Genomic DNA, 20,185 nt, shown 5'->3' on the forward strand with positions numbered 1-20,185 from the left:
CCGTCATGCGTTCGCCGCGGTCTGCGCGGGATAGGTGCCGGGCGGGCCGACGACGATCTTGGTCATCATGCCGCCGTAGCCGGAGCCCCCGCCGTTGTCCAGGTAGGAGTACTTGCGGTCGTAGAGCAGGTACTCGCCGGGGCCGGGCGCGACGAAGATCGCGTCGCGGCTCTCCCCCGGGCCGACCTCGACCGCGTTCGAGGTCAGGTAGTTCGCCGTACCGTCGCGCCCCTTGAGCAGGCTCGCGTCCTTCGCGACGACGGTGAGGTCGATGTTGTCCACCGTCAGCACGTGGTTCTGGTAGCCGAGGTTCGACATCCGCAGCAGCACCCGGTCGCCGGTGTTGCAGCGGATCAGCGACGAGATCGGCTGGTACTGCAGCCGGCCGGCCGCGGTGCTCAGCGGGTCGCCGTTCGGCGCGATCGTGTCCGGGTACGCGCGGCCGTTGAGCAGCCAGAAGCTCGGGTCGTAGTCGGTCCAGTCGTTGACCTGGATGTGTGCGTCGCGGTAATGCGCGGCCGACCACAGCTCGGTGATCATGTACGCGAACTCCCGGTCGTAGGCCGTCGAGCCGTCACCGTCGTTGTACGCGTACCGCTCCCCCGGGTGGAGCGGCGTCCGGTTCTGGGCCGGACGGACGAACACCATGCCGGTCATGCCCATCTGGACGTGTTCGACGTCCTCGAAGTGGCAGTGGTACATGTACGTGCCGGCGTCGTGCGGCCGGTAGAAGTACGTCAGGTCCCGGCCGATCGGCACCGCGAGTGAGAGCTCCGGCACGCCGTCGAACAACGGGATCGCGTTGACGAAACCGTGCCAGTGCAGGGTGTGGCCGTCGAAGAGGTCCGGCCGCTGCGCGAGCCCGAGGTTGGTCAGCGTGAGGTAGACGTCGTCCTCCTCGTCGAACGCCATCATCGGCGCGCTGATCTGCGCCTTGCCGCGCTGGGCCGCCACCAGGTTCGAGGTCATCCCGGTCACGTCGCGGAAGCCGAAGACGTAGGTGTTGAACGGCGCCGGTGCCAGCGGATCGGGGAAGAACGGCGGATCCGGCGGAGCGGCGGGCATGCCGACCCAGCCGTCGGTACCGACCAGGTGGACCTGCTTGACCGGGTGGGTGGCGGCCGCCGATGCGGCCTCGGTCCGGCCGGGCGCGGCCATCACGGTGCTGGTGGTGAGCAGCCGGCCGCCGAGTGCCACGCCCGCGGCCGCACCCGCTCCGGTGAGGAAAGAACGCCGCGTGAGTCCACGCGACACAGAGTTGTCGGTCACTGCAGTCTCCCGTTACTGGTTCGTGGTGAGGAAGAAGGTGCGGCCCGCCGCGGAGGGACACGGCGGGCCGCACGGCTCACGGCGTCATCTGGTCGGATCCGGCGTCGTACCGGCGGTTGACCCCGGTGCCGGTGGGCCGCGGCTGGCCGTCGATGTCCGGAGTCGGCGCCGCCACGGTGTAGTTGAACCCGGTCGTGCCGGTGCCCCAGCGGACGACGGTGTTCGCCGCGCCCAGGCCGCGGGCCGAAGAGGCCGGCGATCCGGTGGCCAGGTGGAAGTCGCCCATCAGGTCCGGCGGCAGCAGTTGCGCCACCACGACCGCCTCTCGGAAGGCCGGGTACGACCGCACCGCCAGGATGTTCACCGACACCTCGTACGGCGACACGAACCGCGGATCGGCCGCCGAGTTCGTCGGATCCGGTGCGGTCCCGGTGGTGTCCTGCAGCACCGAGTGCGTCGGTGTCAGCAGGGCGTCCGGTACGTCGGCCGCGCCCATGTCCCAGTTGTTCACCGAGTTCGCCGTACCGTCGGGCAGCTGTCCGCCGATCCCGTAGACGTACCCGCCGACGAACGTGCCGGCCCGGTTGTCCCAGAACACGTCGTTCAGCAAGGTCGGCTTGCTGTACGTCGTCGCCGCGAGCGTCGCCGAGCCCGGGAACACCGAGGTACTGCGCAGCCGCGCCTGCAACGGGTCGCTGTTCGCGGCCGTGGACAGACCGGCCGGGGCCGGCTGGCCGTTGCTGGTCACCGCCGAGGCGGTGGTCAGGTTCTTCGTCACCGTGTTGTTGACGAGGTTGACGAACACCGCGTCGTCCAGGGCCACACCGCCGCCCTCGTGCGCCGAGATGTTGTCCGCGATCGTGTTGTTCGTGATCGCGATGGTCTGCGGATCGGACCGGGAGATGTGCGATCCGCTGACCTGCAGCAGCCGGATGCCGCCGCCGTCGTCGTTGGCCAGGTTCGCCTGGATCACGTTGGCGTCGATCGTCACCGGACCCGAGCCGGGCGAGAGTGCGGTGGGCGTGGCCGGCAGCTCGCCGGCGACCATCACGCCGCCGCCCTCGTCGTACGAGGCGTTGAACCAGATCCGGTTGTTCGTGATCCGCCCGCCGGTGCTGCCACCGGGGTTGGCCATGTAACCGAAGGCCGTCATCGCGCCGCCGTACTCCGCGGAGAAGTTCCCGCACAGCGCGTTGTTCTCGATCCGGTAGCCGTCGCTGCCGGTGAACAGCCCGATGCCTCCGGCCAGGTTCGTACCGCCGTTGTCGCGGATCTGGTTGCGCGCGATCACCGGGTCGTAGTTGCGGTTGTCACCGACGTACGGCGTACCGATCCGGATGCCGCCGCCGTACGAACCACCGTTGCCGTGGATCACGTTGTCGGTCACCTGCAGACCACGGACGTTGGCGTGCACGTAGACGCCACCGCCTTGGGTGACGAGCGCTCCGGCCGCGCCGTACGGCGTCGTCACGGCGCCTGTCAGCACGTTGACGTTGCCGGGGATGTCGGCCTGGGCGCCCCCGGTGATACTGAGCCCGTCCAGCGTGACCGGCCAACTGGTCGGCACGAACCCTGACCGGGCCGGGTCGTCCAGCACGGTCACCACGGCCGAGTCGGGCACCGCCGGATCCCCGGAGTACTGCAGCGTGCTCAGCCGGTTGACCCAGGCGAGCCCGTTCGGGTTGTCCAGGTTGAAGCCCGAACCGTCGAGGATCGAGCCCGGTACCCAGGTGCCCGCCGAGTCGAAGCCGCCCGGACCGGCGCCCTGGATGCGGACCTGGTGGTGCACGATGACGTTCTCGTTGTAGTCACCGCGTGGGTTGGCGCCGGTCTGCGCGTTCGGCCAGACCACCACCAGCCAGTACGGCCGCAGCCGGGTCGGGGTCGCTGCCTCGAGGGCTGCCTGGACGGTCTTGTACGTCTTCGTCGGACCGACCTCGGCGATCAGCGGATTGGCCGCTGACATCCCGGCCAGCAGCGGCACGTTCAGTCCCAGCACCTGCAGTGTGAGCCCGTTGACGCTCTTCTTGCCGCTGTGCCCGGTGATCTCGAGAACGGCCGAACCGGTCGCGAAGCCCACCGGCACGGTGAACGTGATCTTCTTGTCGCTCCAGCTGGTCACGGTCATCGCCGTACCGTCGAGCGTCACCCGGTCCGGACTGCCGGCCGCCCCGAAGCCGAAGCCGGTCACCGTGACCGACCGGTTGGCATCACTGCGGCGGATGTAGGGCCGGTCGACCGCGAGCAGTTGCGGAACGTTCGATCCGAGGTCGCAGACGGTCGGATTCACCGTCGTCGTGTCCGGCGCCAGGACGGTCGCGGCAACCTGGGTGGGCGCCTCGTCCGTGACCGTGTAGAGCCCCGGCCACGCCTGGAAGTTCGTCGCGATCGTCCGGAACCGGGAGTTGTAGTCCGGATTCAGTGCCCCCGGTTGACCGGGATCGTTGCCGACGAAGCGATACATGTTCGGGCACGGCCCGGCCGGCAGCGGGCAGTTGTAGGTGCCCGTGGACGGCTCCAGGGCCTCGTACAGGCCGTTGAAGTCGGTGTGCACGGTGTCGACCAGACGGCCGGACCAGTCGTACAGGCCGACCGGGACGAACGGCAGGCCCTGCGCCTCGCCGTAGTTCACGCTGCGCTTGTCGAGCGTCAGGCCGAGGTCGTTCAGCGTCAGGCCCCAGAAGTGCGTCGGGATCGGGACGTCGGTGAACAGGTTGAAGTTCGGCGCTGTCGCCTGGTTCGCGCGCAGCCCGACCAGCTTGTCACCGCACAGCGGCCGCTCGTACCCCTGGAACGGACTGCCGCCACCGGCGTTGAAGGCAGGGTTGGTGACGTCGACCGTGTGCAGCGGACCGCCACACGGCGAGATGATGCCGGCCTGCTGCGACGGCGGTTCCGCGGGCGGCGTCGGCGTCGCGTCCGGCGGCCCGGCCGGGTCGTCGGCCTGCGCCGGGGTGGCCGGCGGGTAGTTCTCCTGCGGCAGGTAGGTGTCACCGTCGAAGACGTTCACGTCCTCTTCCCGGGTCACCTTGTACATCGGCTTGCCGTCGACCGGGTCCTTCGGGATGTCGACCGAGACGATGTAGTCGCGGGACGGCAGATCCTGCTCCTGGCCGGCCGGCAGCGGCGCGTACATCGCGAGTCCGTCCGGGTTGTGCACGGTGTCGGTCGGCGGATAGAGGTTGATCTTCGACGTGGTGAAACCGTAGTTGCCGTTGACGGTCTGGCTGCCGCCGGCGCTGTCGCTGGCCCCCACGGTGACCCCCATCATCGGGGCCTCGACGCACAGCCGGTTCTCGGCCGTCCCGAAGGCGGGCAGCGCCTGCTGGTCCGTCAGCGGCTGACCGTTGTAGGTCCGCGCCGTACATCCGCGCGGCGGCGCCCATTCCTCGGACGTGTAGGCGTCCTGGACCTCCGGCCCCTTGACGAACGCGCCGTACTTCGGGTTGTCCACCATCCCGCCGTTGTCGTCGGAGATCTGCTTCGGCTCGGTCTCGTAGTCCTGGCGGCACAGCTCCGTCGGAGTCGTGTCGGTGCAGGCCTTCGGCAGGTAGAGACGTACCGGGATGCCGGGGATCCCCGGCTGGTACGGCTCGGTGGCCGCCATGGCCGGGTCGAGTTCGTTCCGCGTGGTGTCGTAGGTGACCGTGCCGACGATTCCGCCGTTGGTGCCGGGGTCGTACGGCTGGACGCCCCAGTCGATCCGCCCACGAAGGCCGATGATCGGCAGGAAGTTGATGTCGACCAGACTGCCGAGCTGGGTGGTCGGCTTCGTCTCGTTGGCGGCCTGGTACGTGATGCCGGTGGTCTTGTACCGGGTGTTGAATCCCTCCAGGACCAGCCACTTGCCGAGCGGGTACGTCTCGCGGATGTCGTAGTTGCCGGCCGAGTCGGTCACCGCCGTGTTGGTGTACTGGTCCATCAGCGAGTTGTCCCGCTCCCGGACGGTCAGGGTGAAGCTCGGCACCGCACGCTCGCCGGTGTCGCGCTTGCCGTTGCCGTTGGCGTCGATGAAGACGCTGCCGTTCACGTGGGTGAACCAGCCGACGAGCATCTTGTTGCCGACGTCAACGACATCGCCGTTGTGCACCTCGACGTTGAAGCTCCACAGGATGTAGTCCTGGTCGTCGTCCCACAGCGTGAGCTGGTAGGTGCCGTCCGGCACGTTGGTGATGTCGAAGCTGCCGTCGGCCGCACCGCGCCCGACGTAGACGGCCGCGTCCCCGGCGTCCAGGTCCGACAGCGCCACCCAGGGGTACGGGATCGGTCCGTCGGACTTCGCGCCGGCGAAGCCGGTCTCCGGGACGACCTGCCCGTTCTGCCCCCCGATGTACGGCAGGCCTGCGATGACGACGCCCTTCACCTCACCGGTCGGCGCCGGGCCCGCCGGCGGGGTCAGCGCCTTGGTCCGGACGAAGCCGAACTGCACCGCGGACACGAGCTCCGCGCCCCGGACCTGCTCGGTGTCGAAGCCGGTCTCGCCCTCCTGCTGCCAGATGTCGTGGTCGTGACCGCCTTCGAGCGTGGTGGTCTGGACCCATCCGGCCTGGGCCGCCGGCGGGGTCACGGTGGCCGCGTACCGGTTCGGGCCGAGGTTCGGAATGACGATCGCACCCGTCGCGTCGCTCACGCACACGCCGGTCGAGCGGGCGGTGTCGATGACGGGCCGGTTGTTCGCGTCGAACACGATCGGGCCGGTTCCGTTGGCGTTCGCGTGCTTGTACACGGTGCACAGCGCATTGCCGTAGTAGTCGGTGCTGACCAGTCCGAGGACATCGGTGAGGCTGGCGGTGAACCCGGCCAGTCCCTGCTCCGCGTCGGCCTCGTAGGTGCCGTCGACCGGAAGGTTGTCGTTGAACACCTGCAGCCGCAGTGTGGTCAGCGGCAACGGTGTCGGGTTCATCCGGACGACCGTGTGGGTGGTCTGCCCGGAGCTGATCGTGAAGTGCTGCCCGTCGATCTTGAACCCGTCCGCGGTGACCGAGATCAGGTACTTCCCGGGCGGCAGGTTGTCCAGCGCCGTACCGTCGTTCAGGTCCGCCTCGGTGCCCTGGGCAACGATCGGCGCGAAGCCCGAGGTCGGCCGGGTGGACGGCCACGGACAGGTGTCGGCGTAGTTCGGGTCCGCCGAACCGCCCGGAGCGGTCGCCGGCAGGCACCGGTCGGTCAACTGGTTCGCCCGGGTCCCCGGGTCACCGGTGTCGTCGACGTTGATCAGCCACTTGTACTGCGTGACCGGATCGTTCTCGTGCACGAACCCCGGCCCGGTGTTCACCGACCGGGCGCTGGCCACGTGCAGGGTCAGGCTCCCCGGCCCGGCGGCCGCCGCCGGCGCCGCGTTCCGGGCCACCTGTCCCGCGGACATCATCGCCGCGATCAGGGCCAGCCCCACTGTCAGCCGCAGCCATCGCCGCGACGCGGATCTCCACTGCTGTGTCACGATCCCTCCCCCACTCGCGCGCCCACCGGGCGCCACGCCGTCAGCGCAACAGTGGTGCAACGCGTCCGTCAGCGGGATCGGATGACAGAGTTCTCATCAGTTCTTCATCGACGCCGGTGCCGGCAACCCCCGCTTCGACACCCGGCCGTCATCGGGAGCTCAGCCGGTACTGCGGCGGCGCCGGCGGCGACGTACCACCGGGGCGACGATCACCGTGACGGCGAACCCGCTGAGCAGGACGCCGCTCGCGCGCCCCAGCCGCTGCTCGAGCACCCGGTACGACGCGCCCGCCAGGAACCCGCCGCCGGCGACCAGTACTGCCCAGATCACGCCGCCGAAGACGTTGGCGGCAGTGAAATGCGAACGATGACCGTGGTCGATCCGAGCGTCTCCACCGCCGACAGCCGTTTCACCACGGCACCGGCCCGGGCCAGGATACGTACGCCGACCGCGAGCGCCAACGTGATGGTCGGCAGCAACCCCTCGGGGACATTCGCGACCAGCAGACCGATCGCGAAGTTCAGCGCGTCCGGCAACGAGAGCCCGGCGACCGTCGTACCGAGCAGGAGGAACAGCAGGCCGGCGCCGACCGCGACCGCCGCGATCAGCCACGCGACCCGCTTGACCTGCTGCTCCAGCGGGCTGTCCTCGCGGGTCACCCGCTGCGACGTGGCCGCGATCCGGCCGAGCTCGGCGTGCATGCCGGTCGCGAACACGACACCACGGGCCTCGCCCGCGGTGCAGTTCGTACCGCTGAAGACCAGGTCGCCGGCGTCCAGCAAGTTGCCCGAAGCATCGACGAGGTCGGCGGACCGGACCACCGGCACCGATTCACCGGTCAGCGTCGAGTTGTCGATCTCGACCGCACCCGTGACCAGCCGGACGTCGGCCGAGACTCGGTTGCCTTCAGCAATGACAACCAGGTCGCCCGGGACCAGCGAGCGCGCCTCGACGCCACGTACGTCGCCGTCGCGGACGGCGGTCGTCAGCACCGGCAGATAGGCAGCCAGTGCCTCCACCGCACGCTCGGCCTGGCATTCCTGCACGAACGCGAGCGCCGCGTTGAGCAGGATGACGACGACGATCGCCACGGCCAGAACGCCCGTACCGCCGGCAGCCGCGAGCGTGGCGGCCAGCCACAGCAGCAACGCCAAAGGGTGGGTGAACTGTCGCACCAGCTCACCCACCCAGCTACTTCCCCGTCTCCGGGTCAGCTCGTTCGGCCCGTAGGTCTCGAGCCGGCGCTGCGCCTCTCGCGACGACAAGCCCTGCGGTGCGGTCCGGAGATCGCGGAACAGCCGGTCGGCCGGTTCGCGGGGGTCCGTCGTCAGGTCCGTCGTCTGCTGCTCGGTCGCGGTCACCGGCCCAGGGCTCCTAGTAGAAGGTCACGCCGGTGGCGCGGGCGGTGTCGTCGAAGCGCCAGGTCAACTCGTTACGGACGCCCACCACACCGTCTCCACCGACGATGAGCTCCTGCGCGAATGCGGCCGTGCTCCGCTTCTCCACCTGACCGATCAGGGTCACAACCCCCTCCTGGACCGACACCTCGACCGCCTGCGGGTCGTCCCACAGGTGGCGGTCGACGACATCGCGACGGACCCTGGCCAGGATCTCGTCGTCGGTCGCGAGGAAGGCCCGCAGGAGATCGGACCGCGCCACGATGCCGGTCAGTTCGTCGCCGTCGGTGACGATCAGGCGGGTGATCTCGCGGCTCGCCATCAACCGCGCGGCCTCGTCGAGGGTGCAACCGCCTTCGACGGTCACCGCCGGGCTGGTCATCAGCATCCCGGCGGTCAGCGCCTCCGCCTTCGCCCACTCCTTGCGGTGCCGCCAGTGCGAGCGGTGCTTGGTGCGCCGGACCTCCTCCTTGCGCAGCAGGTCCGTCTCGGAGACGACCCCCGCCACCCCGCCGTACAGGCTGCGCACGGGTACGGCGCTGATGTGGTGCTCCGCGAGTACGGCGGCAACGGCCTTGAACGGCGTGTCCGCGGCGACCGCGACGACGTCCTTGGTCATCACGTCGGCGACTGTCAGGTAGTCGTTCATCATGACTCCTGGTGGTGGCGGACGACCGCGACCGGCGAGTCCGCGTGGTGCAGAAGGCTCTGGCTGACGGATCCCAGCAGCAGCCCGGTTACGCCGCCGCGGCCACGCGAGCCGACGACGACCAAGGATGCGCTCTCGGACCGCTCGATCAGCCGAACGCTCGCCCGGCCCTCGACGACGGATGCGCGCACCTTCACCGTCGGGTACTTGTCCCGGTACGGTTCGAGGCTCTCAGCGAGCCAGTTCTGCAGCAGCTCCTCGGTGCTGTCGATCGACAAGGCATGCTCGGCCTGGGGCTGCCAGCAGTGAACGACCTCGAGCGGCTCGCCCGTGCGTGCCGCCTCCTCGAACGCGAATGCAATCGCGTCCTCGGAGTCGGCGGAGCCATCGGTGCCGACCACGACCGGTCCGCTCCGGCGCTCACCGCGAACGACCACCACCGGGCACAGCGCCTTGGCCGCCACCGCGGTCGCCACCGAGCCGAGCACAGCCGCGGAGACCTTGTTCCGTGATCGGGTACCGACCACCACCATCTCCGCCTGGCCTGCCTCGACCAGGATCGCGTTCGACGGGTCGGAGTCCGCCAGCCATCCGGAGCCACCGTCGTACCCCAGCCGGTCCCTTGCGTAGCGCACGGCCTCGTCGAGCTCGTCCTGGAACTTGTCGAGCGGCATCGGCGGCGAGACGTACCCTTCAACGCCGAGCGCCGGCCAGCGGCTCGCTTCGTTCAAGTAGGCCCGCACCACCCGCACCGCGGTCCCACGCGCCTTCGCCGCATCGACTGCCCAGTGCAGGGCGAGCCGGCTCTCAGGCGAGTCGTCGACACCGACGAGGATGTACTTCTTCATCGCTACGCTTCCTCTCAGTCCGCGATTGGTTGGGGTACGAGGGCGCTGCGGCCGTAGGCCCGAATCCTCATCGTCGGCGAAACACCCGGACGAACCTCGATCACAGAGAGCTCGCCGGAACACCCGTCCTTGGCCCAGTCGATCGTCGTCGGGCGGCGGAAATGCTTGTCGGCGGCAACAGACCAGTCGGCCAACCGGTGCAGGTCCTCGTCGGACAGCACCAGGGTCGACCGCTCTTCCGGTGTCGTCCGAACCACGCGCGTGCCGCACGGATCGCCGTACACGGTCTTCGTCAGCTTGGCGCCGCGGTGCGTCACGATCATCGGGCGCGATCCGGGGTGGACGGAGTACTGGTCGGCATCGGCGGTGGGTCCGCCGAGTCCCCAACTGGCCCGGACCCGGACGAAGGTGCTCTCGCCACGGGCGTTTCCGGAGCCGCCGAGGTCGGTGCGGATCATGCGTTGCACGGTCACCGGCATCGCGACCGCGAGATGGTCGATCCCTTCGGCCTCCCGGTTGCCGACGGCAACAGCGCCGTACAGCGAGGCGAAGCACCGCCGGCAGGCGGCCAGCACGTCCTCGCCGGTGCTGAGGTGGAGGAAGACCTCCTCCTGGCCCACGTCGGGTGCCGACACCGGGCTGCAGCGAACGGCGACGTCGGCGCCTTCGCCACCAAGGGCTGCGTACGCCTTCAGGATATTGTCGGCCACGACCGGGGACATCGGCGCGTCGCGGAAGGCCGACCGGATCTCGGCGGCGGCCACGATCAGGTCCCGACCGGACCGATACCTGCGGATCGCCTGCGCGATCGCCGGCCCGAGCCGTGCGTCCCGGACGAACTCGCGGTACGCCGCGGCGGTGACCGCGAAGCCCTCCGGGACCTGGACGCCCTCGCGGGCGAGCTCGGTCAGGCGGGCGGTCTTGACTCCGACCTGCTCCGGATCCACCTCGCCGTCCAGCCGGACGACGTACTCGCTGTTCATCTCTGCTCCTTCCCAGGGAGACGGCGACGAGCTCGGCCAGGTCGACCAGGCGGCTCGCGCAGCCCCACTCGTTGTCCGACTTCTTCCTTCAAGGGGCCGTACGTCGAGTCGCAGCGCAGCGGGTGCGCCAGGGTCGCCCGTGCCGCGACGTCGTTGATCGCGACCACCTCGATGCCGCTGGATCGCCGTTCGAGTACGCACCGGAGGTAGTCCCGCCCGATCCGCCCGAACCCCGTTGATCCCAACCCGTACGCTCATGATCGACCTCTCACCCGGTGGTATCCGTCGTTCTCATTCCACCGGCGGGACCCGGGACGGCTGCAGGGCCGAAGGTCCCGGTTTCGACTGCCGGAGGGTCACGTCCGCGATGTCTCGGCGCGGCGTCGACGGGACTTTCGGTCCGTAGCCGAACCGGATCACTACCTGGGGCCGCTGCCACGGCCCCAGCGGATCGTTGATCTGCATCCGGAGTTCCTCGTGCTCGATCGCCTGGTTCAGCAGCGATGTCGAAACGCCGTGGGCGGTGGCTTCCAGCAGGACGTGCTCCAGCGCCTGCCCTGCGCGCAGCCACTCGATCGGGCCGTCGTACCGGGTCGCGAGAACCGCCAGCTGAGGCTCGCGCTCGAACTCCCCCGTCGGGCGAGCAGCATCTGCGGGCGTGGCAGCCAGGTCTCGCACCACCGGGTTCCCGCCGGCGGGACGCGGGCCCAGCGCACTCGACGGTACGCCGTCGACCACGCGATCACCACCGACCCAACGGCGACGCTCGGCGGTCCGCACCGCATCGTCGTCGTCCGCCGCCATCGCCTCACTCGTTGCCATCTGCAACCACCATTGCCGGGGTGCGGTATCGAGCCACTGCAGTGCGCCGCCCTCCACCCGTGCGCACAGGTCGAGCTCGACCCGGAGCTGTGCGGCCAGCCGCTGCTCGGTGAACGGCTCCCGGTTGGTCCGGCGTGCGGTCAGGTACGGCGCGAGCCCGGCCATGGTCTCGTTGGCCGGTCCGCCCAGTTCGACGACCGCGACCAGGTCCGGCCGGCGCTGGTCGACCAGATGGCGCACCTGCGAACCCATCCCCCGCGCCGCGGCTGCCACTCGCAGGTTGAAGATCGAGGCTCCCAGCGAGACGAACAACATCCGCCGCGACGGATCCTCCGCCGGCAATTCGCGCGCCCGGTCCCGGTACACCTCGACCGTCCGGCCGGTGAACCCGAACCGCCACGGCTGCGTGTTGTGCATCGACGGCGCGGCTACGGCTGCGTGCAGCAGCTCGTCCCGATCGACCTCTGTCAGCTCGGACATCAGAACTGGAAGACGACGCGGGCCGGGATGTCGCCCGCGAGTACGTCGGTAATCGACTGGTTGACGTCGTCGAGCTTGCGGTCGACCGCGATCACCCGGGTCCGTCCCGCCGCGTGCAACGCGAAGACATCGGCCAGGTCGTTGCGGGTGCCAACGATCGAACCGATGACCGTCTTGCCGTTCAGCACCGTGTCGAAGATCGGCAGGCTGAGTGCTCCGTTGTCGGCCGGCAGTGCCACGCAGACCAGCCGACCGCCCCGGCGCAGCGACCGGAAGGCCTGGTCGAACGACTGCGGGTCAGCGGCGAGCGCGACCGCGACGTCAGCACCGCCGAGCGCCTGGATCGCCTCGACCGGATCCGTCGTGGCCGCGTTCACGACGTGGTCCGCGCCGAGTTGCTTGGCCATCTCCAGCTTGGTGTCCTCGATGTCGACGCCGATGGTCAGACCGCCGGCGATCCGCGCGTACTGCAAGGCCAGATGCCCCAGCCCGCCGACCCCGAAGATCGCGACCAGCTCGCCCGGCACGACACCGGCGACCCGGATCGCCTTGTACGTCGTCACGCCGGCACACGTCAGCGGTGCGGCGTCCCGCGACGAGACTTCGTCGGGTACCGGTGTTGCGAACGCAGCGGGCAGGACGGCGTACTCGGCGAAGCTGCCGTTGACCGAGTAACCGGAGTTGCGCTGCTCGAGGCAGAGCGTCTCCCAGCCGCCGATGCAGTACCGGCACTTGCCGCACGCGTAGCCGAGCCAGGCGATGGCGACGCGGTCGCCGAGCGCCCGGTCAGTGACTCCGGAGCCGAGTTGCTCGACGACGCCGATGCCTTCGTGTCCCGGCACGAACGGCGGCGTCGGCTTCACCGGCCAGTCGCCGTGTGCCGCATGGATATCGGTGTGGCACAACCCGCTGGTCTCCATCCGGACCAGAACCTCGTCCGGACCGGGCTCCGGGACCGGCATCTCCTGAATCTCCAGCGGCTGGTCGAAGCTGGTGACAACTGCTGCCTTCATGATGGTTCCTTTCGGTACAGAAGTGATGCGAGCAGCTCATGCCCTTCGAGGGAACAGCGCCGCGCGCGGACCCTGTAGGGCCGAAAGGCCCGTCCGAGGCGTGACTGCAGTGACCTATGTCCCGTGACGCCAGGACCGATCGGCCGATGCGGACGGCCACCAGGACAGCCGATGCTCGAAGGAGATCGGCTTCAGGAGGTGTCCCGTGCGAGAAGCTCAGGTACGACGCGTGCCGTGGGTCAGGCAGCTGGTGATCGACGCCGGTCGCGCGGCCCGTCGCCGGCATGCCATCCACGGACTGTTCGAGGTCGATGTGACCTCCGCGCGAGGTGCACTCCGCAGCAACGACGCGACGCAGCTGTTCACCGCCTTCGTGATCCACTGTGTCGCCGCCGCGGTCGCCGCCGACCCGGGCGTCCAGGCCTACCGCGACCTGCGCGGCCGCGAGGTGGTCTTCGACCAGGTCGATGTCGGCATCCCGGTCGAGGTCGACGTCGACGGCAGCCCCTTCGTGTTCACCCACGTACTCCGCGACGCGGGCCGGCGGACGATCCAGGATCTGCACGACGAGATCCACGCGGTCAAGGCCGCTCCGCAACTCAGCCCCTCGGTGCGCAAGGCCCCGTCGGTCCACGCCTACCTGCTGCTACCCGGGTTCATCCGGGTCGCGCTGCTCGGCGCGGTGCACCGGTTGCCGGCTCGTCAACGTGCCCTGGCCGGGACCGTCGGAGTGACGGCTGTCGGCATGTTCGGTGCCGGTGCGGGCTGGGGCGTCGGGTTCCAACTGCACACGCTGAGCGTTGTCGTCGGCGGCCTCGCGCGCCGGCCGATCTTCTTCCAGGGCGTGCTCGTCGAACGCGAGTTCCTGCAACTGACCGTCAGCCTCGACCACGACGTCGTCGACGGCGCACCTGCTGCCCGCTTCGTCAGCCGGCTCCGCGAACTCCTCGTGGCCGGCGACGGCATCAGCCCGACCATCCTCGTGAAGGAGCCGGCATGATCCACAAACCCGTTGTCGTAGGCATCGACGGATCACCCGCCGCGGATGTCGCGGTGAAGTGGGCGGCGCTCGAGGCCGCAGCACAGCACACCGACCTGCGGCTGCTGTATGCCCTGGGCGCCGGCGAGTCCGCGGCCCGGGCAGCCGACATCGTCCACCGCTCGGTCACGCACGCCCGGGGACTCGAGCCCGGGGTCACGGTCGACGGCCGGATCGAGAACGGCGTACCGTCCGTCGTCCTGGAGAAGGCCTCCGGCGACGCGGCGGTCGTCGTGATCGGCAGCCGCGGTCTCGGCGTGATGGTCGGCGCACTCATCGGCTCGACCGGTCTCGACCTCGCGGCCAACGCGCGCTGCCCGGTGGTCGTCGTACGGCCCGACCTCGGCAGCATGGCCGGTGTCCGCGTCGTCATCGGGTACGACGGATCGCGCGCGAGCGAGACCGCGCTCGGATTCGGACTGGACTACGCCCGCCGGCACGATCTCGCCGTACGCGTCGTCGCGGCCCAGCCCGAAGGGACCGAGCTGCACCGGCTCACCGAGACCGAAGTGCGCGACGCCGTCCACGCCCGCGGCGGGCACGACGCCGAACTGATCCAGATCACCGGCCACCCCGCCGAGCACATCCTCCGCCTGGCGGCCGACGCGAACCTGATCGTCCTCGGCGCCCGCGGCCGCGGCGGCTTCGCCGGCATGCTGATCGGCTCCGTCAGCCAAACCGTCCTGCACCACGCCGACTGCCCCGTCGCCGTGATTCCGGCCGCCGCATACGGAGGCTGACATGGTCACTCCGGCAACACAGGTGCCATCAGCAACCATCTGGCGCGCGATCCACTGGGGCTTCATCGGCGTCTTCGCCTCCGGCGCCTGCATCCACCTCGCCCTGGCGCTGACGACACCAAACTCCTACGACCGCTTCGCCGACGCCTCCTTCTTCGACTGGGTCCGCGACGGCTGGCAGAACGTCTTCATGGCCCACCCCACTCTCTGGGCCCTGCTCCTCGCCGTTGCCGAACTGACCATCGCCGTACTCCTCGTCAAGACCCGCCGAGTCGGCTACGTCGCCGTCATCCTCTTCCACCTCACGCTCATGCTCTTCGGCTGGGGCTTCTGGCTCTGGTGCGTGCCGGCCCTCGCTTTCGCCGTACCAGCAACCCGGCACGCCTTCCAAGGCTCGCGTTGAAGGCAAGTCAGCTGGGTAGGTGGACGCGCTCGTGCGTGAGCGCTTCGATGTCGGACGCGGCGGCGTGCAGCAGCTGGTGCGCGAGGTCCGACAGGGCCCGTGCCACGGCGAGTTCGTCGCCGATCTCGGCGACCTGTGTGTCGGCGGGATTCCGGTGCGCACTACCGCGGCCGACGAGATGAGTCTTGTCGTTCGTGTGCAACCGAGCCTCGGCATGCGTGGTCCGATCGTCTTCGTGTTCGTCGACGAAGACGTCGACGCGCCAGCGCCGGCTCGTGATCCTCGTGGTCATGGTCTCGTCCTTCCGCCCGGAGATTCCGCTGTCAATGCCATCGTCCGGGGTTCCGTCGGCCGCGGGCCAGGGTCGTCCGGTCCATCCAGACCAGGAACTTCTCCCCTGCCCGGCGCGAACAGACCGGCGTTTGCTGGAAGTGTGAGAAGGGAGCCGACCATGAGTGACCTCGAGAAACGCCGTACCCAACGGGACGCGCAACGCGCTGTCGCCCGCCGCGTAGGCGGTTCGACTCCTCCTGAGCAGGCGATCCTCCGCTACCTGAGCGTCGAGCTCTACAAGAACCGCCCCCGCCCCGAGCCCCCGCAGGAGGCCTCCGGTCGCGCGGACGGAGATAGTCCAAACGGACCTACCGAGCATCTTCTGCAGCGCGCCGTGCACTGAAGTCAGCGACCTCTACGCCACCGGCACCCGGTCCCGCGCGGCCGCCGGGTTGGCGAGCTTCCGCAGTGGGGTGCCGATGCCGTAGGTGACGAACCGGTCTTCGGGGACGATCTCCACGATCCTGCAGTCTGCGAGGCGCTCAGCCGGGACGAGCTTGGCCAGCTCCGGGAGCTGGGAGGCTGGAGTGCCGGCTGGATGAACCACCGCCTGGGCGTGGAAGCTGATCGTGGCAGGCGGGATCGGAAACAGCAGCGACAGCAACCCGCCACGCCTGATCGGCACTGTCATCGCGACCTGACCGGTCGCCGGAATGTGCAACGCCTTCCAGCTCGACGGCGCGACCGCGACGTACAGTCTGCCGTGGTCGACGGAGTAGACGACTCCACTCGATCGAGGCTGCCCGCTCGGTGTCACGTGGCTCAGCACCGCGAACGACGCCTTGGCGAGGTGCCTCCAGACCTGCTCCCGGCTCACACGCTTCATTGCGCTTGCTGTCGATGTCATCGTTGCTCCTCAATCGCGGCGGCCCGAGCGTCTGCTCGCGGAGACGAAGGGACCGCCGACCCGGAATGAGCCGGCGGTCCGTGTGGAGGTCAGGCGGTGTGAGGTACGGCGCCGGTCAGTTTCGGCATGACCTCGGCGTCGGCGGGGACGCGGCGCAGGTGGGCGTAGCCGAGCACGGACAGGACCAGCAGGAGCCCTGCGGCGGCGAAGGCGGCGATCGAGGCGATCAGGGCGATCTGGCCCATCTTGCCGAAGGCGTAGGCGTTGAGCAGCAGACCGCGCAGCGTCTCGCCCCGGAACACGGTCTGGACCTGGCCGGCCAGCTTGGTGTCGTTCGGGTTCGCCAGGGACTCCGCGGACAGCTGCGAGTAGGTCTTGCCGCCGGCCATCTCGTTGATGTGTACGGCGATGAAGTGGTTGGCGTACGCCTCGGCCTGCGCGCCGGTCACCAGCTGCTGGCCGGCATACTGGGACAGATACGGTTTGACGGCCGGGTCGTCGAGCGACTCGCTGCCCGCCTTCGGGAAGTAGATCTGCTGTGCGGCGAGCTGACTGTGGACCTGGTTGTCGACGAAGTTGTGGGCCCACAGCAACAGACCGCCGGCCGCGACCAGAACGATCGCGAGGACGAACCCGGCAGAGGTGAGCAGCGCATCGAACGTCTTGCGGCGCATGATCGGTTCCTTTCAAGCCGCGGGACGCGGCTGCGGAGTGGTGAACGATGTTGCCTCGAGTCTTCGTCCACGACCCACTCCGCCACTACGCACCAAACGGCCCTGATCTGCAGGCCGATAGACCCAGAACATCCCGACGAACGGTGGGAAGTCGGTCACCTGGCACGGCCGCGGCCCGCCGTTCGGTCGGGGCGGCGTACCGCGACAAGGGTTCAGGGGGGTGCGAGGATGCTCGTATGACCTTGCCGGCGTTGCCTGAGGAGTCTTTTCAGCGGGTGTTGTGCGTTGTCGCGCATCCGGACGACATGGAGTACGGCAGCTCTGCCGCCGTCGCTCGGTGGACCGCGCGTGGGATCGAGGTCGGGTACCTGCTGCTCACCCGCGGCGAGGCCGGGATGCCGAATCCGCCCGAGGAGACGGCGAGGCTACGGCTTGCCGAGCAACAGGCAGCGTGCGACATCGTGGGCGTCACGCACCTGACGGTCCTCGAGCATCCGGACGGCGTGCTCGTCTACGGCCTCGAGTTGCGCCGCGACATCTGCCGCGAGATCCGCCGGTTCAAGCCCGACGTCGTGCTCGGCGTCGGCTACGACGTCGAGACGCCGTTGGGGTTCGACCAGGCCGACCACCGGGCCGCCGGGCTCGCGACCCTCGACGCGATCCGGGACGCGGGTAACCGCTGGGTCTTCCCCGAACAGATCGACGACGAGCACCTCGAGCCGCACTCACCGCGCTGGTACCTCGTCCCCGGCCTCGCCGGGGCCGCGAGCCACGGCGTCGACGTGACCGGTGAGCCACTCAGTAAGGGCGTCGCCTCGCTCGAGGCGCACGCCGCGTACCTGGCCGCGCTCCCCTGGCACCCGGCCCCCGCCGACCTCATCCCGATGTTCGCGGCGATGGGCGGTAAGGCCATGGGCGTCGAGCACGCAGTCCTGTTCCGCGCCCACGACCTGCAGGCGCCCCCATCCTTCCCGACCGACGACTGACGCTGCGCAGCCGTGCCCGCGATCCGGTAGGAACGCGAGCACGGCTGCGATCAGCACCGTGGGCGAAGGATCACTTCTCCGCGGCGCGACCGGCGTACCGCTGCTTGAAGTCGCCAGACTCGTTCGCGGTGATGATCACGTCGTAGTAGCCGTCCTCGGTCGGCCAGGTGATGACGCTGCGCTTGCCTGCGGGGACCTGGATGGTCGTCTTCTTGCCGGCGAAATCGTTCGCGGTCAGCGTGTAGGTCACTGCCCGGCGGCCGATGGCGGACAGGGTGAACTCGACCGTTGCGGCCGACCGCCCGCGCGCCTTGACCAGCCGTACGTCGACCCGCGGCTGGGCCGAGGTCTGGTCGGTGGCGGGGACGACGGTGCCGGCGAAGGACCGGATGAAGTGGTCGGGCCCGTAGAACGTGAACGCGTACTTGCCGTTCGTCGTCTTCGTGTCCCACGTGTACGACTTCGGCCGGCCGTTCCCGGCCGTGAGGGGCAGCGCGTCCTGGCCGATTCCGAGCGGCTCAGCACCCGCGAGGGCGGGCACGTACTTGTCGGCCAGTCCGACCAGGCTGACCGCCTTGCCGCTGGGACCACCTTCGACGCTGAAGGTCGCGGTCACCGCTCCCGTCACCGGGTTCTCGACGAGGACGCCGTTGGGCTGGAACGGCAGCGGGCTCCGCTTCGCCTTCCCCGTGATCGGCTGGGTCGGCATGACCTGCGCACCGACGGCCGGCTGGGGCACGGGCGGCAGGCCGGCGTCGACGACGACCGACTTCAGCAGGTCGGCCGGCTTGGGCAGCTTCGGGAACGACGTGTCGAAGTTGCGGAAGTCGATCGCCGAGAGCAGGTTGCCCGAGACGCTGCGCCGCCAGTCGTTGATGTTCTCGCAGACGGCCGGCCTGCCGAGGCTCTTGGTCCACTCCTCGATCAGCTGGATCGTCGAGGTGTGGTCGAAGACCTCGGAGTTGACGAAGCCACCACGGGTCCACGGCGAGACCAGCACGAACGGCACCCGGCCGCCGAAGCCGGGCTTGATCCCGGGGGCGCGCTCGCCGACAGTGCCGACCTCGGGGATCGGCGGTACGACGTGGTCGAAGAAGCCGCCTTCACCGATCCGGTTCGCGTGGTCGGGCTCGTCGTAGTTCAGGATGATGAGCGTCGACTCCCACAGTTCGGGGTTCTCGTGCACCGCCCGGATCACCCGGTCGGTGTAGACCGCGCCGTTGTTCGGGGCATACGTCGGGTGCTCGGTCCACGCCGCGGGCGCGACGACCCACGACACCTCGGGGATGTCACCCGACGCGCAGTCGGCGATGAAGTCCCGCAGTACGTAATCGACGTTCGACGTGTCGTTCTTGATGCCGGCGGGCTGCGTGGTGTGGGCGTACACCACGTTGCCTCGAGCAAGCAAGCCCTTCCGGGGCAAAGTGTTCTCCGGGTTCGCGTTCTTCGGGTCGAACGCCGCGAACGAACGCACGGTGTTGTCCGTGTAGTCGCCCAGGAAGTCGTCGTCGGTGTCGTTGTTGACGTAGATCTGCCAGCTGACACCGGCCTCCTGCAGCGTTTCCGGGTACGTCTTGAACTTGTACGCGTAGCCGTAGTCGCCGTTGTTGTTGATGACCGGACCGCCCTGCGTGCCGGCCGCGTCATTGGTGCCGGCCCACATCATGATGCGGTTCGGGCTGGTGCTGGTGTCCAGCGAGCAGAAGTAGTGGTCGCCGATCGTGAACGCCTTGGCAATCGCGTGGTGCCACGGCACGTCGGCTTCCATGAAGTATCGGTTGCGTGCGCTGGTGTTCTGCGCGTTGTACTTCAGGCTGTCGGCGTGGTACGGCAGCAGGTAGCCCTCGGCGCGGCTGTTGGGGTCGTAGTAGATCGTCTGGCCGTTCTGCCAGGTCAGCACCTGCTTGTCACCGAAGCCGCGAGCACCGGCCAGGTCGAGGGTGCCGAAGTAGTGGTCGAACGACCGGTTCTCCTGCATCACGATCACGACGTGCTTGAGGTCCTTGATCGTGCCGGTGCGGTGCGAGTGCTGCGCCGGCTTCGAGCCGGTCTTGCTGTCGGTCGTGCCGGCCGTCGCAGTCGTGTCCGGTGCGGCCTTGGCCGGGGCTGCAGAGAGCCCCCCGGCGGCAACAGCGGCGCCGGTGGCGCCCGCGGCCTGCATCAGCCGGCGCCGGCTGATCCGGTTGCGCTCCGTGGCCGCCATGGTGCCGTCCGCGGATGCCGAATCGTTGTCAGACATGGGTTTGCTACCTAATCTCTCGT

19 protein-coding genes are annotated in these 20,185 nt (G+C 69.2%); 5 read left to right on the forward strand and 14 right to left on the reverse strand.

Annotation, left to right across the window (positions count from 1 at the left end):
* Nucleotides 1-3: 3 nt before the first annotated feature.
* The 10 genes from OHA10_RS32880 to OHA10_RS32925 all read right to left on the reverse strand — a co-directional run bounded on the left by OHA10_RS32880 (nucleotide 4) and on the right by OHA10_RS32925 (nucleotide 12,901).
* Nucleotides 4-1,269, reverse strand: coding sequence for a multicopper oxidase domain-containing protein (locus OHA10_RS32880; protein ID WP_371402652.1), 1,266 nt, complete (start codon nucleotides 1,267-1,269; stop codon nucleotides 4-6).
* Between the two features lie 76 nt (nucleotides 1,270-1,345).
* Nucleotides 1,346-6,709 carry an IPT/TIG domain-containing protein gene (locus OHA10_RS32885; RefSeq protein WP_371402653.1) on the reverse strand — a complete coding sequence of 1,788 codons (5,364 nt, stop codon included), beginning with the start codon at nucleotides 6,707-6,709 and terminating at the stop codon, nucleotides 1,346-1,348.
* A 159-nt stretch (nucleotides 6,710-6,868) separates the two neighbouring features.
* Entirely contained in the window at nucleotides 6,869-7,039 is a 171-nt protein-coding gene (locus tag OHA10_RS32890) for a hypothetical protein (protein WP_371402654.1), read from the reverse strand.
* Nucleotides 7,036-8,070 (reverse strand): cation-transporting P-type ATPase, encoded by a 1,035-nt coding sequence (locus tag OHA10_RS32895; RefSeq protein WP_371402655.1) that lies wholly within the window; start codon nucleotides 8,068-8,070, stop codon nucleotides 7,036-7,038. Before OHA10_RS32895 ends, OHA10_RS32890 begins: the two co-directional genes overlap by 4 nt.
* A gap of 13 nt (nucleotides 8,071-8,083) precedes the next feature.
* Nucleotides 8,084-8,758, reverse strand: coding sequence for a CBS domain-containing protein (locus OHA10_RS32900; protein ID WP_371402656.1), 675 nt, complete (start codon nucleotides 8,756-8,758; stop codon nucleotides 8,084-8,086).
* A complete protein-coding gene (locus OHA10_RS32905) occupies nucleotides 8,755-9,603 on the reverse strand; it encodes a universal stress protein (protein ID WP_371402657.1) in 849 nt (282 codons plus the stop codon). The genes OHA10_RS32900 and OHA10_RS32905 overlap by 4 nt, the downstream gene beginning before the upstream one ends.
* A gap of 14 nt (nucleotides 9,604-9,617) precedes the next feature.
* Nucleotides 9,618-10,586 (reverse strand): PEP/pyruvate-binding domain-containing protein, encoded by a 969-nt coding sequence (locus OHA10_RS32910; RefSeq protein ID WP_371402658.1) that lies wholly within the window; start codon nucleotides 10,584-10,586, stop codon nucleotides 9,618-9,620.
* The gene (locus OHA10_RS32915; protein ID WP_371402659.1) at nucleotides 10,583-10,831 is read right to left on the reverse strand and encodes a glyceraldehyde 3-phosphate dehydrogenase NAD-binding domain-containing protein; all 249 of its coding nucleotides are present in this window, start codon (nucleotides 10,829-10,831) and stop codon (nucleotides 10,583-10,585) included. The genes OHA10_RS32910 and OHA10_RS32915 overlap by 4 nt, the downstream gene beginning before the upstream one ends.
* Before the next feature lie 46 nt (nucleotides 10,832-10,877).
* Nucleotides 10,878-11,888, reverse strand: a complete 1,011-nt coding sequence (locus tag OHA10_RS32920) for a hypothetical protein (RefSeq protein ID WP_371402660.1) — start codon at nucleotides 11,886-11,888, stop codon at nucleotides 10,878-10,880.
* A complete protein-coding gene (locus tag OHA10_RS32925) occupies nucleotides 11,888-12,901 on the reverse strand; it encodes a zinc-dependent alcohol dehydrogenase (protein WP_371402661.1) in 1,014 nt (337 codons plus the stop codon). The genes OHA10_RS32920 and OHA10_RS32925 overlap by 1 nt, the downstream gene beginning before the upstream one ends.
* A gap of 205 nt (nucleotides 12,902-13,106) precedes the next feature.
* Between OHA10_RS32925 and OHA10_RS32930 the strand changes: the two genes are divergently transcribed.
* Genes OHA10_RS32930 through OHA10_RS32940 form a run of 3 tightly spaced genes read left to right on the forward strand, consistent with a single transcriptional unit; the run spans nucleotide 13,107 to nucleotide 15,083 of the window.
* Complete coding sequence (locus OHA10_RS32930; RefSeq protein ID WP_371402662.1) at nucleotides 13,107-13,901, forward strand: 2-oxo acid dehydrogenase subunit E2; 795 nt, start codon at nucleotides 13,107-13,109, stop codon at nucleotides 13,899-13,901.
* Nucleotides 13,898-14,680: a universal stress protein gene (locus OHA10_RS32935; protein ID WP_371402663.1), complete on the forward strand. Its 783-nt coding sequence runs from the start codon at nucleotides 13,898-13,900 to the stop codon at nucleotides 14,678-14,680. Before OHA10_RS32930 ends, OHA10_RS32935 begins: the two co-directional genes overlap by 4 nt.
* 1 nt (nucleotide 14,681) lies before the next feature.
* Nucleotides 14,682-15,083, forward strand: coding sequence for a hypothetical protein (locus OHA10_RS32940; RefSeq protein WP_371402664.1), 402 nt, complete (start codon nucleotides 14,682-14,684; stop codon nucleotides 15,081-15,083).
* A 7-nt stretch (nucleotides 15,084-15,090) separates the two neighbouring features.
* On the opposite strand, the gene OHA10_RS32945 is transcribed toward OHA10_RS32940, so the two are convergent.
* Nucleotides 15,091-15,375, reverse strand: coding sequence for a DUF1876 domain-containing protein (locus OHA10_RS32945; RefSeq protein WP_371402665.1), 285 nt, complete (start codon nucleotides 15,373-15,375; stop codon nucleotides 15,091-15,093).
* A gap of 159 nt (nucleotides 15,376-15,534) precedes the next feature.
* Between OHA10_RS32945 and OHA10_RS32950 the strand changes: the two genes are divergently transcribed.
* A complete protein-coding gene (locus OHA10_RS32950) occupies nucleotides 15,535-15,759 on the forward strand; it encodes a hypothetical protein (RefSeq protein ID WP_371402666.1) in 225 nt (74 codons plus the stop codon).
* Nucleotides 15,760-15,771: 12 nt separating this feature from the next.
* On the opposite strand, the gene OHA10_RS32955 is transcribed toward OHA10_RS32950, so the two are convergent.
* Both OHA10_RS32955 and OHA10_RS32960 read right to left on the reverse strand, forming a co-directional pair.
* On the reverse strand, nucleotides 15,772-16,263 hold the full coding sequence (locus OHA10_RS32955; protein WP_371402667.1) for a pyridoxamine 5'-phosphate oxidase family protein: 492 nt from the start codon (nucleotides 16,261-16,263) through the stop codon (nucleotides 15,772-15,774).
* Between the two features lie 89 nt (nucleotides 16,264-16,352).
* Nucleotides 16,353-16,937 carry a hypothetical protein gene (locus OHA10_RS32960; RefSeq protein ID WP_371402668.1) on the reverse strand — a complete coding sequence of 195 codons (585 nt, stop codon included), beginning with the start codon at nucleotides 16,935-16,937 and terminating at the stop codon, nucleotides 16,353-16,355.
* 236 nt (nucleotides 16,938-17,173) lie between these two features.
* On the opposite strand from OHA10_RS32960, the gene OHA10_RS32965 reads away from it, so the two are divergent.
* Complete coding sequence (locus OHA10_RS32965) at nucleotides 17,174-17,923, forward strand: PIG-L deacetylase family protein (protein ID WP_371402669.1); 750 nt, start codon at nucleotides 17,174-17,176, stop codon at nucleotides 17,921-17,923.
* A gap of 70 nt (nucleotides 17,924-17,993) precedes the next feature.
* On the opposite strand, the gene OHA10_RS32970 is transcribed toward OHA10_RS32965, so the two are convergent.
* Nucleotides 17,994-20,162, reverse strand: coding sequence for an alkaline phosphatase family protein (locus OHA10_RS32970; protein ID WP_371402670.1), 2,169 nt, complete (start codon nucleotides 20,160-20,162; stop codon nucleotides 17,994-17,996).
* Nucleotides 20,163-20,185 lie beyond the last annotated feature (23 nt).

It is taken from the genome of Kribbella sp. NBC_00662 (assembly GCF_041430295.1).
Lineage (GTDB): Bacteria > Actinomycetota > Actinomycetes > Propionibacteriales > Kribbellaceae > Kribbella.

Excerpts from the sequence above, each read along its gene's own strand:
- OHA10_RS32900 (WP_371402656.1), bottom strand. The coding sequence starts at position 8,758 with ATGATGAACGACTACCTGACAGTCGCCGACGTGATGACCAAGGACGTC.
- OHA10_RS32905 (WP_371402657.1), bottom strand. The coding sequence starts at position 9,603 with ATGAAGAAGTACATCCTCGTCGGTGTCGACGACTCGCCTGAGAGCCGG.
- OHA10_RS32910 (WP_371402658.1), bottom strand. The coding sequence starts at position 10,586 with ATGAACAGCGAGTACGTCGTCCGGCTGGACGGCGAGGTGGATCCGGAG.
- OHA10_RS32920 (WP_371402660.1), bottom strand. The coding sequence starts at position 11,888 with ATGTCCGAGCTGACAGAGGTCGATCGGGACGAGCTGCTGCACGCAGCC.
- OHA10_RS32925 (WP_371402661.1), bottom strand. The coding sequence starts at position 12,901 with ATGAAGGCAGCAGTTGTCACCAGCTTCGACCAGCCGCTGGAGATTCAG.
- OHA10_RS32935 (WP_371402663.1), top strand. The coding sequence starts at position 13,898 with ATGATCCACAAACCCGTTGTCGTAGGCATCGACGGATCACCCGCCGCG.
- OHA10_RS32940 (WP_371402664.1), top strand. The coding sequence starts at position 14,682 with ATGGTCACTCCGGCAACACAGGTGCCATCAGCAACCATCTGGCGCGCG.
- OHA10_RS32945 (WP_371402665.1), bottom strand. The coding sequence starts at position 15,375 with ATGACCACGAGGATCACGAGCCGGCGCTGGCGCGTCGACGTCTTCGTC.
- OHA10_RS32950 (WP_371402666.1), top strand. The coding sequence starts at position 15,535 with ATGAGTGACCTCGAGAAACGCCGTACCCAACGGGACGCGCAACGCGCT.
- OHA10_RS32955 (WP_371402667.1), bottom strand. The coding sequence starts at position 16,263 with ATGACATCGACAGCAAGCGCAATGAAGCGTGTGAGCCGGGAGCAGGTC.
- OHA10_RS32960 (WP_371402668.1), bottom strand. The coding sequence starts at position 16,937 with ATGCGCCGCAAGACGTTCGATGCGCTGCTCACCTCTGCCGGGTTCGTC.
- OHA10_RS32965 (WP_371402669.1), top strand. The coding sequence starts at position 17,174 with ATGACCTTGCCGGCGTTGCCTGAGGAGTCTTTTCAGCGGGTGTTGTGC.
- OHA10_RS32970 (WP_371402670.1), bottom strand. The coding sequence starts at position 20,162 with ATGTCTGACAACGATTCGGCATCCGCGGACGGCACCATGGCGGCCACG.